Below are 11031 nucleotides of genomic sequence, written 5' to 3'. Positions count from 1 at the left end.
AGGCACAGGAACACGACGGCCCACCCACCCGGGCCGGGCGTCGAGCCCCCGGCAGCGGTGTGCGCGACCGTGGCGGTGAGCACGGACGCGAGCACCACCGCCACCGCGCGCCACTGCGCCATCGGGTCGCAGTAGCCGGTCACGACGTAGAACCTACGTCACCGCCCCATCCCCCACCGTCGCGGCTCCGCCTCCCCGTCGTCAGCCGATCGGCCTCCCGGTGGCCTCCCCGGCAGCAGTGGGCGAGCGGTCAGGAGGTGCGGGTGTGGGCCTCCATGTCGTCGACCTCCATGTCCCAGACGGGCGGTCCGTCCGGGTGCTCGCGGCGTCCGGTCACGTGGAACCCGTGCCGCTCGTACAGTCGCACGTTCCGCTCGTCCGAGGTCTCCAACCGAACGGCGCGGGCGCCTCGACGCCCCGCCTCGGTGAGCGCGAACACGAGCAGGGCGCTACCGAGTCGTCTGCCCTGCGCGGCGGGGCGCACGCCGAGGGTCTCCAGGGTCCACCCGTCGTGCGGCGGTGATCCGTCGCCCAGCCTCCCGATGCGGTCACCGTGCAGGGCCACGATCTGCTCGACGGCCTCGTCCTCGGGCTCCGGCGCGTCCGGGGGCAGGAGCGCGATCACGCCGTCACGGTCCTCGGTGACCGCGACGATCCCGTGCCGGTGGGCGTGCGCCAGATAGAGCTGCTGCAGCGTGAGCAGGCGCTCGGCGTATCCCTCCTCGGGGATGACGTGACGGGTCCAGGGGTAGTGCGCGAACGCCTGGGCCAGGGTCTCGGCGGCGGGGGCGAGATCGTCCGGCGAGGCGAGGCGGGGGTCAGTCATTCTGGGCTCCCGCCGGACGGATCATCGCCGTGGACTCCTGTCCCGGCCCCGTGGGCACCGTGCCCACGGGGAGGAAACCGAACCGTTCGTACAGGCGGCGGCTGCCCGGGGTGGTCGCCTCGAGGAACACCGGCTCCGGCACACCTCGATCGATGAGGTCCAGGCGGTGGCGCAGGAGGGCTGACCCGATCCCCTTCCCGCGAGCCCGGGGCCCGGCGGCGATGTCGTGGAAATACCAGTGCGGCTCCGACGGCCGGTGTGCGTCGACCGCGCGGGTGTGGGCCCTGCCACGGCGCGCGGTGGGCGAGATCAGCAGTCGGAGAACCGCGGCGACACCCTCTCTCCACCGCGACCACCGTCCCGACTCACGGTGGGGAGGCTCCCAGAGCAATGCCCCCAACGTCTGCCCGTCCTCCACGGCCACGTCGACCCGGTCCGGGTGCCGACGCACGTGGCGGCGATAGTGCGCGGTCAGGCGTGCGGGCCGTGAGGCCTCGTCGGGAAAGAACTGCGCCCATGCCGGATCGGCGCTGAACGCCTCCCCGAGCATCTCCCCGATGATCTGTGCATCGGAGGCCCCCGCCGGCCTGATTTCCACCATGTCGTCCTCCCTCGATTGCGCCCTATTCTACAATGTAGAAAAAGCGTGTCGGGCCCGTCGGCCCGAAAGTGGGGGGACTGATGGCCGAGCGCCGCGCCGGACGAGGGCCCAGGGGGTTGTCCCCCGCCCTGATCGTCGAGTCGGCCGTCGGCGTGCTGGAGGAGGGCGGGCAGGAGTCGTTCAGCATGCGCGGGGTGGGTCGCGCGGCGGGGTGTGACGCGATGTCGGTGGCCTATCACTTCGGGTCCAAGCAGGGACTTGCCCGGGCCATGGCGTCGTGGCTCGACGGCCAGGTGCGGCCCGCCCCTCCCGGGGCGCCCTGGCGACCGACCCTGCGTCACCTGGCAGACCAGTACCGAGCTCTGGCCGGGGCCTATCCCCGGACGTTCCCGTTGCTCCAGCAGTTCACCCACACCGGGTCGGCCGACTACGCCACGACCGAGGTGGTGCACGCGGCGATGCTGGGGGCCGGGGTTCCCCGGCCGCAGGTGGTGACGGTGACCGTGGGTTGGTACGCGACCGTCCTGGGGCTCGCCACGGCGGAGGCCCTCGGGATGGTCGCTCCCGTGGACGACGTCACCGCGGCGGAGATCGAGACCCTTCCCGCCGAGGACTATCCGCTCACCACGGCGCTCCTGGACGACTATCGCGGGATCGACCCCGGTGTCGTCTTCGGGACCGCTCTGGACCTGATGCATGACGGGATCGAACGGCTGGCCGGCTCCTAGTGCGTGCCCGTGCCCACGTCGTAGTACAGCTGCACCATCCCGTTGCCGAACCGTCTCAGATCTCGAAGTCGTAGGTCGAGCGGGCTGTCGGGGAACATCGGTCGGCCCCCTCCCACCGTGACGGGACACAAGAGCATCCGGACCTCGTCGACCAGGCGGTGCCGCAGTGCGTGGGCGGCGAGCGTGGGTCCGTCGACCGTCAGGTCGCCTTCCGCCCGGGCCTTCAGTTCGCGGACCTCGTCGGGGTCGAACCGCCGCTCGAGCCGGGTCCGCGTGGTGTCGACCTCCGGCAGCGTCGTGGAGTACACGACCTTGTCCGCCCGCGTCCAGAGGCGTGCGAAATCTGCTGACCGGGGGGACTGGCCGGCGATGGCGGGATCCGTTTCCCAGACCCTCATCGTCTCGTACATCGTGCGGCCGTAGAGGAAGGTGGAGACCCCGGCGGTGTCCCGGTTGATGGTCTCCAGTACTTCCTCGTCGGGGACCGCCCAGCCGAAGTTGCCGTCCCGATCCGCGACGTAGCCGTCGAGAGAGGTGATCATCGAATAGATCAGCGTGCCCATGGTGACCTCCGGGGTCGTCTGCGCCCTGCCCGACCGATTGCAAAACGCAATCGCTTTCCCGGGCGACTATACTGATTGCATGTCGCAAGCGGAAGTGCCGCGTGTGCTCCCCGTACCTCCGGGTAAGTCGGGCTGCCCGATCAACATGACCGCCGAGCTACTCGGCGATCGCTGGAGCCTGGTCGTTCTCCGGGACATCATGTTCGGGGACCGTCGGCGGTTCCGGGAGCTGTTGGGGCAGTCGATGGAGGGGATCGCCTCCAATATCCTCGCCTCGAGGCTCGCCAAACTGGTGGGCGCCGGGATGCTCACCCGTCACGACGACCCCCGTCACCGTCAGCGGGTGGAGTACCGGTTGACCGAGGCGTCGATCCAGCTCGTGCCCGTGTTCGCGCAACTCGGCGCGTGGGGAACCCGATGGCTCCCGACGAGTCCCGAACTCTCGGTCAGAGCCAGTTTGCTTGCCGAGGGTGGGCCGCGCCTGTGGGATCAGTTCATGGACGAACTGCGGGCGACCCACCTCGCCGGAGAGCCACCGGTCGCGGACGGCGTCCTCGCCGGTCTGACCGCCGCCTACGAACAGGTGGCCGACGAGGGCGGTCCGGAGTAGGTCCGGTGCCGGCCGAACGGCGCGGCCCCGGGGTCGAAAAAGGCCATCTGGTCTCGGGGCGTGTCAGCTCTCGGGGCTACGCAGCGGCATCTCGTGGACCTCGCGCACGAACTCCGGCAACGGATCGCCGGTGCGCAGGACGGTCGCGATGGCCGGATCCGCCAGGTGTAGCCGGCCCACCGAGATGAGATCGAACTCGCCGGCCTCGAGGCAGTCCACCACGGCATCGATGTTGTCCGCGGTGTGGGCGGGCGCCCCGGACTTCTGCTCGCGGAGCGAGGCTCCGATCCCCACCCCGCCCACCGCGCCCGAGGGCAGCCCGGTCAGTCGGCGGGCCCATCCGGCCAGGGACACCTCGCCGTCGTCGCCCTCCAGGTCCGGGAATGCCGGGTCGTTGAACCGCCTGGTGGAGGCGTCGAGCAGGTCCACCCCCGCGTCGGCGAGTGCGCCGAGGTACACGCCCAGCTCGTCGGGCGTGGTGGCCTTGCGGGCGGTGTAGTCCTGCTGGGTGTGCTGGGAGAAGCGGTAGAACAGCGGGGCGTCGGGCCCGATCGCCTCGCGGACCCCGGCGACCACCGCGGCGGGGAACCGGCTGCGCGCGGCCAGGTCGCCGCCCCAGGTGTCGGTCCGCCGGTTGGTGTCGGACCAGACGAAGGAGTCGGGGAGGTACCCGTGTCCGCCGTGGAGGGTCACGCCGTCGAATCCGGCCTCCATCGCCAGCCGGGCGGACCGGGCGAAGGCCTCGATCACCTCGGCGATGTCGCCCTCGGTCATCGGTGCGACCTCCGGTGACCACCGGGCGACGCTCCGCTCGGAATAGGTGGTGACGCCCGGGGTCCCCCATCGCCCGGACGGCCGCATCGGGTGCCTCTCCATGAGCCTGTCCCGATTGGCCCGGTCGAAACGGGCGTTGGCACCCCAGAGCGGGCCGACGTGCCACAGCTGCGCGAGGATGCGGCCCCCGGCCGAGTGGACCGCGTCGGTGACCTGCCGCCAGGCGGCCACGGACTCGGGGCCGTCGAGGCGGGGGATCCACGCGTGATCCACCGAGGTCGGGTGGTCCACGCCGATCCCCTCCGTGACGATCAGCGCGGTCCCGCCGGCGGCGCGGGAGGCGTAGTAGTCGCGGTTCACCTCGTCGGGCAGGGCGTCCGGGCAGCCCATCCGCGTCATGGGCGACATGACCAGGCGGTTGGCCAGCTGCAAGGACCTGACCTGCAGGGGGCGGAACAGCGCCTCGCGCGTGGTGGCGACCGATGACGTCATCTCGTGGGACCTCTTCTTCTCCGGTGAGGGCGACCCGCCGGGCCCGAGCCGGCGGCGCCATCACTTGACAACTGTCAATAGTAGAGAAGTCCGGCCCGGCGTGGACAGCGTTCCGCCCGACCGTCTCCACCGGGTTCTACGCTGGGGTGATGAGAGTCCTGGTCACGGGGGGCGTGCGCTCCGGCAAGTCGAGGCACGCCGCCGGCCTGTTGAAGGGCCGCGACCACGTCACCGTCGTCGCACCCGGACCGGTGGCGGACGGCAGCGATCCCGACTGGGAGCTCCGGGTCGCACGCCACCGCGCCCACCGCCCCACGGGATGGGAGACGGTGGAGACCGTGGACCTCGCGTCGGCGCTCGGTGCCGCCGCCGGTCCGGTGCTCGTCGACTGCCTGGGGACCTGGGTCACCGCGATCCTGGACCGCGCGGAGCTGTGGGATGCGCCGATGGACGCCGCGCACGACATGCTGGACCAGCACGTCGCGGCGGTCCGTGAAGCCTTGAGGGATCACGACGACGAGGTGGTGCTGGTGACCAACGAGGTCGGATACGGGGTCGTGCCGTCCCATCGCTCCGGCGGGGTGTTCCGTGACCTCCTGGGCGCTGTCAACCAGGGTGTCGCCGAGGCGTGCGACGAGGTGCACCTGGTCGTATGTGGTCGGGTACTCCGGATGTGACCCCCGCTCCGGATGTCGGAGTGCCTCCGGGCCCGGCCGGTAGCGGACCGGAATCGTCGTAACCAGGCCGTCACAGCGCGTCGACCCGGTGCTTACACCGCCGACCTACGGTGATCCGGTCCGCGCACCCCGCGCGACATCCGTCGATCTCGCTTCGAGGAAGGCCGCGCATGTCCGCCACAGAATCGATCAGTAGCCATCACGACGGCACGCAGTCGCACATCGAGGGCAGTGACTACCTGGCCAGGCGCCAGTTGAAGAAGGGCACCGCGGGGTGGGTGCTGCTCGCGGGTCTCGGCGTCAGCTACGTGATCTCCGGCGACTACTCCGGGTGGAACTTCGGCCTGGAACAGGGCGGGTTCGGTGGCCTGCTCATCGCGGCCGTGATCATCGCCGGCATGTACCTCGCCATGGTGCTCGGCATGGCCGAGATGTCCTCGGCACTCCCGGCCGCGGGCGGGGGCTACACCTTCGCGCGGCGGGCGTTGGGACCGTGGGGTGGGTTCGCCACCGGAACGGCCATCCTCATCGAGTACGCCATCGCGCCCGCGGCCATCGCGACGTTCATCGGCGCGTACGTGGAATCCCTCAACCTGTTCGGGATCACCGACGGGTGGTGGATCTACCTCGCCGTGTACGCGATCTTCATCGGGATCCACCTGTCCGGTGCGGGGGAGGCGCTCAAGGTCATGTTCGTCATCACCGCGATCGCGCTCGTCGGCCTCATCGTCTTCGCAGTGGCGGCGGCGGGTCAGTTCGAGGCGGCCAACCTCACCAACATCGCTCCCACCGACGCCGCCGGCGCCTCGGACTTCCTGCCGTTCGGCTTCATCGGGATCTGGGCCGCCGTTCCCTTCGCGATCTGGTTCTTCCTCGCCATCGAGGGTGTGCCACTGGCCGCCGAGGAGGCCAAGGATCCGTCCAGGAACGTCCCCCGCGGCATCATCGCCGCGATGGGTGTCCTGCTCGTCACCGCGACCACCGTTCTGGTCCTCGCCACCGGCGCGGGGGGCGCGGATGCCATCCAGTCCTCGGGTAACCCTCTGGTCGAGGCCCTCGGGGACGGCCCGGCCGCGAAGGTCGTCAACTACATCGGGCTCGCCGGACTCGTCGCCAGCTTCTTCTCGATCATGTACGCCTACTCCCGCCAGCTGTTCGCCCTCTCCCGCGCCGGCTACCTGCCCACGGCGCTGTCCATCACCAACTCGCGCAAGGCGCCGACCCTGGCCCTCATCGTTCCGGGCGTCATCGGGTTCCTGCTCTCCCTCACCGGGCAGGGCGACATGCTGCTCAACATGGCGGTGTTCGGCGCCGCGCTCAGCTACGTCCTGATGATGGTCAGCCACATCGTGCTGCGACGCAGGGAGCCGGACATGGAGCGCCCGTACCGGACCCCGGGTGGCGTCGTGACCACCGGCTTCGCGCTCGTCATCGCCGCGCTGGCCGTGGTGGCCACCTTCCTCGTCAACAGCACGGCCGCGCTCTGGTGCCTGGTGGTGTTCGGGGCGTTCATGCTGTACTTCGGTATCTACAGTCGGCACCACCTCGTCGCCAACTCCCCGGACGAGGAGTTCGCCGCACTGGCCAGAGCGGAAGCAGAGCTCGAATGACCACGTACACCCAGCAGGTCTCGGGAACGACCTATCAGTTCGACGGCCTCGTCGAGCTGATGGCCAGGGCGTCGCCACAGCGATCGGGGGACGAACTGGCCGGGTGCGCGGCGTCGTCGGACGCCGAACGTGCTGCCGCGCAGTGGGCGCTCGCCGACGTCCTGCTCGAGACCTTCCTCGAGGACCTGCTGGTGCCGTACGAGACCGACGAGGTCACCCGGCTCATCGTCGACTCCCATGATCGCGCCGCCTTCGCCCCGCTGGCCCACCTCACCGTGGGTGGCCTGCGCGACTGGCTCCTCGAGGTCGCGGCCTCACCCGGGGCGGCAGCAACATTGAGCTCCGTCGCCGCGGGGCTGACCCCCGAGATGGTGGCGGCGGTGAGCAAGCTGATGCGCAACCAGGACCTGATCTCGGTGGCCCGAGCGGTCCGGGTGACCTCCGCGTTCCGGACCACCGTGGGATTGCCGGGCACGCTCGCGACGCGGCTGCAGCCCAATCACCCGACCGACGATCCGCGTGGCATCGCCGCGGCCACCCTCGACGGTCTGCTCCTGGGTTCCGGCGACGCGGTGATCGGCGTCAATCCGGCGACGGACTCCCCGCACGCCACGTCGGACCTGCTGCACCTGCTCGACGAGATCCGGCAGCGCTTCGAGATCCCCACGCAGTCCTGCGTCCTCTCGCACGTCACCACGACGATGGAACTGATCGAGAAGGGGGCACCGGTGGACCTGGTGTTCCAGTCCGTCGCCGGCACCGAGGGCGCCAACTCCGGTTTCGGCGTGGACCTGACGCTGCTGCGCGAGGCCAACGAGGCGGGCCGCTCGCTGCACCGCGGCACCGTGGGCGACAACGTGATGTACCTCGAGACTGGGCAGGGTTCCGCGTTGAGCGCGGGCGCACACCTGGGGACGGGCGGCCTGCCCGTGGACCAGCAGACCCTCGAGGCCAGGGCCTACGCGGTCTGCCGGGACCTCGAACCGCTGCTGGTCAACACCGTCGTCGGGTTCATCGGACCCGAGTACCTCTACGACGGCAAACAGATCATCCGCGCCGGGCTCGAGGACCACTTCTGCGCCAAGCTCCTCGGGCTGCCGATGGGTGTGGACGTCTGCTACACCAACCACGCCGAGGCCGACCAGGACGACATGGACACCCTGCTCACGCTGCTCGGGGCGGCGGGCACCGCGTTCGTCATCGCGGTCCCCGGCGCCGACGACGTGATGCTCGGCTACCAGAGCCTGAGCTTCCACGACGTGCTGTACGTCAGGCAGGTGTTGGGGCTGGCCCCGGCTCCCGAGTTCGCGGCCTGGCTCGACCGTCTGGGCATGGTCGATGCGCACGGGCGGATCCTCGAGGTCGACGCGTCGGGATCTCCGCTTCGCGCCCTGACGGGGACGCGATGAGCGGGATCGAACCGTCATTCTGGGACGAGCTCCGTCGCAGTACCCAGGCGCGCATCGGGCTGGGCCGCACCGGCGACTCGCTCCCCACCCGGCGCGTCCTGGAGTTCCGGTCCGCCCACGCCGCCGCGCGCGACGCAGTGCACATGCCGCTGGACGTCGAGGCCCTGGCCGCGCAGGTGGAGGAGATCGGCATCGGGGTGCCCGCGGTGGTCTCCTCGCAGGCCTCCTCGCGGGCGGAGTACCTCCGTCGTCCGGACCTGGGCAGGGTGCCGCAGGACCTGTCCTCGATCACCGCGGGGGAGTTCGATGTGGGCCTCGTCCTGGCCGACGGCCTGTCCCCCCGGGCGCTGATGGACCACGGCACCGGGCTCCTCGGCGCGCTGGTGTCCGAGCTGTCCGAGCTGTACTCGATCGCGCCACCGGTGATCGCGACCGAGGCGCGGGTGGCGCTGGGAGATCACCTCGCGCAGGCGATGGGGGTGCGCACGGTCGTCGTGATCATCGGCGAGCGGCCGGGGCTGTCGGTCGCGGACAGCCTGGGGATCTACCTGACCCACCTTCCCGCCCCGGGCACCTCGGACTCCGGACGCAACTGCATCTCCAACATCCACCCGCCGGACGGATTGGGTTACGACCGCTCCGCACACATCGTCGCGCGACTCATCGCGGGTGCCCGGGCGCTCGGCGCGTCCGGGGTGGCGCTCAAGGACACCTCGCGGGCGGACGCGCTGACGCTCGAGTAGTGCCCGGGCCCGAGTGCCGGTTACTCGGGTCGCCGTGCCGAGAACAGCGCGACCTGGCCGACCTGCCGGGCTCTCACGTCGGCCATGCCCGCGAGGGCCGCCTCCAGATCTGCCATGGTGTCCTCGGCGTTGCCGAAGACGCCGAGTCGGTTGTACGTGCGGTTGAGCACCCGCGCGAGGGGATTCGCGGTGGAAGTACCGGGAAGGACGGTGGATCCGAACAGGGTGCCCCCGGGGCGCAGGTGCCGGCGCAGCTCAGCGAGGCGATCCCACTTGGCGCGTCCGGGGATGCAGTGCAGCAGGAAGTTGAGCCCGATCGAGTCGAACCGCCGCTCGTCCTCGAGTGGCGAGAAGAACGACTGCCGGATCTGCTCCACCTTCTTCCCGGACCCGATGCGGGCCTCGGCGGCGGCGAGTGAGGCGCCGTTGAGATCCAGCAGGGTGATCAACGGGGAGTCGATGCGTTCGAGAAAGTAGCCGGTGCCCGGTCCGATGTCGAGATGCGACGGGCCGGCGTGATTCCGATAGTGGTCCACCAACGTCCGCGTCGGGCAGCGCCAGATCAGTGAGTTGGTCACGCCGAGCACGGCGGCGTCGTAGATACGCAGCGTGCCCCGGTTGTAGATGCCACTGCTGGCGCCCCGATCCCGGTCCCGGTGGTCGGTGGATCCTGTGGGCATGGGCCCTCCCGTCGTCGCGGTGCGACAGTAACCCGCAGAGGTACCACCGCGGTGGTGCTCCATGGGCGCCGACGACACCGACGACGACGGGCGTCGCCTCCGCGCGCTCCGGGCGCGCGGTGCGACGACTATGTCGCGAACGCCCTCGCCGATCGGGAAGCCGCGAGCAGCCCCGCGTTGGCGTCGGCGAGCAGCGCGTCGACCGTCTCGCGGGCGCAGGTCTTGTTGGACCCGATGAACCCGCGGGGACCTCGCTTGATCCATCCGACCACGTAGGCGCCGGGGACCTCGGACCCGCCCGGACTGTCGAGGACCCGGCTGGCGCGGTGGGGGATCGTCCCGGTGACGGGGTCGAACGGCACTCCCGGCACGGGTACCCCGCGGTACCCGACCGAACGCAGGACCAGTCCCGCGGGCAGGACCTCCTCGGTTCCCGGGCGGGCAACCGCGCGCACGTCGCCGTCCAGGGTCGTCAACTCCGTCGCCGCGATCCGCAGTCCCTCGACGCGTTCTGCACCGACGACCTCGACGGGTGCGGTCTGGAAACGCAGGATGATCCGCGGGCTGCCGGTCCGCGGCTCGCGGGCGGCCACCTCCGCGAGGCAGTCGAGCATGAGGGATCTCTGGGGATCGGTCTCCGCTCCCGGGTCGATCCCGTCCTGAGCCTCGACCCGCAGGTCGATGTCCTCACGCGAGGCCAGCCCGACCACTTCGGGAAGGGTGAACGCGGCCTGGGCGGGACCGCGTCGACCCAGCACGACGATCTCGCGGATGCGGCTGTCCCGCAGGGCCTCGAGGGCGACAGGTGAGATGTCGGTCCCGGCGAGGGACTCCGCGGGGGTGGCGAGGATCCTGGCGACGTCCAGGGCGACGTTGCCGTTGCCCACGATGACGGCGCGCTCGTGGTCGAGCGGGACCCGGGCGTCGACGTGGTCGGGGTGGCCGTTGTACCAGGACACCACCTCCGTGGCGGACATGCTTCCGGTGAGCCCGGTGCCCGGGATCTCGAGGGGGCGGTCGGTACTGGCCCCGGTCGCGTAGACCACGGCGTCGTGGGTGGCGGCGAGCTCGTCCACGGTGACATCCCGGCCGATCTCCACCCCCAGCCGGTAGGTGAAGCCGGCCTGGGCCTCGATGAGCGCGAACAGGTCGGTGACCGACCGGGTCCGCGGGTGGTCGGGGGCCACGCCGTGCCGGGCCAGGCCGTGGGGGACGGGCAGGCGATCGAAGACGGTCACCTCGACGCCCGGCTGCCTGAGCAGCTCGTCGGCGGTGTACAGGGCGGCGGGCCCGGCTCCGACGATGGCCACCCGCAGCG

General features: G+C 70.8%; 12 protein-coding genes. 6 read left to right on the top strand and 6 right to left on the bottom strand.

Going from position 1 to position 11031, the window contains the following annotated elements; all coding sequences use genetic code 11:
* Window positions 1-250: 250 nt before the first annotated feature.
* Together G6027_RS11065 and G6027_RS11060 are read right to left on the bottom strand one after the other, a co-directional pair.
* Entirely contained in the window at window positions 251-826 is a 576-nt protein-coding gene (locus tag G6027_RS11065; protein WP_182637230.1) for an N-acetyltransferase, read from the bottom strand.
* On the bottom strand, window positions 819-1427 hold the full coding sequence (locus tag G6027_RS11060; RefSeq protein ID WP_182637229.1) for a GNAT family N-acetyltransferase: 609 nt from the start codon (window positions 1425-1427) through the stop codon (window positions 819-821). Before G6027_RS11060 ends, G6027_RS11065 begins: the two co-directional genes overlap by 8 nt.
* An 80-nt stretch (window positions 1428-1507) precedes the next feature.
* On the opposite strand from G6027_RS11060, the gene G6027_RS11055 reads away from it, so the two are divergent.
* Window positions 1508-2155 carry a TetR/AcrR family transcriptional regulator gene (locus G6027_RS11055; protein WP_182637228.1) on the top strand — a complete coding sequence of 216 codons (648 nt, stop codon included), beginning with the start codon at window positions 1508-1510 and terminating at the stop codon, window positions 2153-2155.
* On the opposite strand, the gene G6027_RS11050 is transcribed toward G6027_RS11055, so the two are convergent.
* Entirely contained in the window at window positions 2152-2718 is a 567-nt protein-coding gene (locus tag G6027_RS11050; protein WP_182637227.1) for a dihydrofolate reductase family protein, read from the bottom strand. The genes G6027_RS11055 and G6027_RS11050 overlap by 4 nt on opposite strands.
* 79 nt (window positions 2719-2797) lie before the next feature.
* Between G6027_RS11050 and G6027_RS11045 the strand changes: the two genes are divergently transcribed.
* The gene (locus tag G6027_RS11045; RefSeq protein WP_182637226.1) at window positions 2798-3328 is read left to right on the top strand and encodes a helix-turn-helix domain-containing protein; all 531 of its coding nucleotides are present in this window, start codon (window positions 2798-2800) and stop codon (window positions 3326-3328) included.
* Between the two features lie 63 nt (window positions 3329-3391).
* Here the strand turns inward: G6027_RS11045 and G6027_RS11040 are convergent, their stop codons facing one another.
* A complete protein-coding gene (locus G6027_RS11040) occupies window positions 3392-4594 on the bottom strand; it encodes a 12-oxophytodienoate reductase (RefSeq protein WP_182637225.1) in 1203 nt (400 codons plus the stop codon).
* Window positions 4595-4743: 149 nt separating this feature from the next.
* Between G6027_RS11040 and G6027_RS11035 the strand changes: the two genes are divergently transcribed.
* The 4 genes from G6027_RS11035 to eutC all read left to right on the top strand — a co-directional run bounded on the left by G6027_RS11035 (window position 4744) and on the right by eutC (window position 9033).
* A complete protein-coding gene (locus G6027_RS11035; RefSeq protein ID WP_182637224.1) occupies window positions 4744-5271 on the top strand; it encodes a bifunctional adenosylcobinamide kinase/adenosylcobinamide-phosphate guanylyltransferase in 528 nt (175 codons plus the stop codon).
* 170 nt (window positions 5272-5441) lie between these two features.
* Window positions 5442-6881, top strand: coding sequence for an ethanolamine permease (eat, locus tag G6027_RS11030; protein ID WP_182637223.1), 1440 nt, complete (start codon window positions 5442-5444; stop codon window positions 6879-6881).
* Window positions 6878-8290, top strand: a complete 1413-nt coding sequence (locus G6027_RS11025) for an ethanolamine ammonia-lyase subunit EutB (protein WP_182637222.1) — start codon at window positions 6878-6880, stop codon at window positions 8288-8290. Before eat ends, G6027_RS11025 begins: the two co-directional genes overlap by 4 nt.
* On the top strand, window positions 8287-9033 hold the full coding sequence (gene eutC / locus G6027_RS11020; protein WP_182637221.1) for an ethanolamine ammonia-lyase subunit EutC: 747 nt from the start codon (window positions 8287-8289) through the stop codon (window positions 9031-9033). The genes G6027_RS11025 and eutC overlap by 4 nt, the downstream gene beginning before the upstream one ends.
* A gap of 20 nt (window positions 9034-9053) precedes the next feature.
* Here eutC and G6027_RS11015 read toward each other — a convergent pair whose 3' ends face one another.
* Together G6027_RS11015 and G6027_RS11010 are read right to left on the bottom strand one after the other, a co-directional pair.
* Window positions 9054-9713 (bottom strand): class I SAM-dependent methyltransferase, encoded by a 660-nt coding sequence (locus G6027_RS11015; protein ID WP_182637220.1) that lies wholly within the window; start codon window positions 9711-9713, stop codon window positions 9054-9056.
* Between the two features lie 128 nt (window positions 9714-9841).
* On the bottom strand, window positions 9842-11031 hold a 1190-nt coding region (locus tag G6027_RS11010), incomplete at its 5' end, for an FAD-dependent oxidoreductase (RefSeq protein WP_182637219.1).

The organism is Dietzia sp. SLG310A2-38A2, from assembly GCF_014145095.1.
Taxonomy (GTDB): domain Bacteria; phylum Actinomycetota; class Actinomycetes; order Mycobacteriales; family Mycobacteriaceae; genus Dietzia.
Note: the sequence above shows the minus strand (reverse complement) of the source record. Positions and strands in the feature narration are given on the sequence as shown.

Bases quoted from the DNA above. Each gene is read 5' to 3' on its own strand.
- eat (WP_182637223.1), top strand. From the start codon at position 5,442: ATGTCCGCCACAGAATCGATCAGTAGCCATCACGACGGCACGCAGTCG.
- G6027_RS11040 (WP_182637225.1), bottom strand. From the start codon at position 4,594: ATGACGTCATCGGTCGCCACCACGCGCGAGGCGCTGTTCCGCCCCCTG.
- G6027_RS11065 (WP_182637230.1), bottom strand. From the start codon at position 826: ATGACTGACCCCCGCCTCGCCTCGCCGGACGATCTCGCCCCCGCCGCC.
- G6027_RS11035 (WP_182637224.1), top strand. From the start codon at position 4,744: ATGAGAGTCCTGGTCACGGGGGGCGTGCGCTCCGGCAAGTCGAGGCAC.
- G6027_RS11050 (WP_182637227.1), bottom strand. From the start codon at position 2,718: ATGGGCACGCTGATCTATTCGATGATCACCTCTCTCGACGGCTACGTC.
- G6027_RS11055 (WP_182637228.1), top strand. From the start codon at position 1,508: ATGGCCGAGCGCCGCGCCGGACGAGGGCCCAGGGGGTTGTCCCCCGCC.
- G6027_RS11045 (WP_182637226.1), top strand. From the start codon at position 2,798: ATGTCGCAAGCGGAAGTGCCGCGTGTGCTCCCCGTACCTCCGGGTAAG.
- G6027_RS11015 (WP_182637220.1), bottom strand. From the start codon at position 9,713: ATGCCCACAGGATCCACCGACCACCGGGACCGGGATCGGGGCGCCAGC.
- eutC (WP_182637221.1), top strand. From the start codon at position 8,287: ATGAGCGGGATCGAACCGTCATTCTGGGACGAGCTCCGTCGCAGTACC.
- G6027_RS11060 (WP_182637229.1), bottom strand. From the start codon at position 1,427: ATGGTGGAAATCAGGCCGGCGGGGGCCTCCGATGCACAGATCATCGGG.
- G6027_RS11025 (WP_182637222.1), top strand. From the start codon at position 6,878: ATGACCACGTACACCCAGCAGGTCTCGGGAACGACCTATCAGTTCGAC.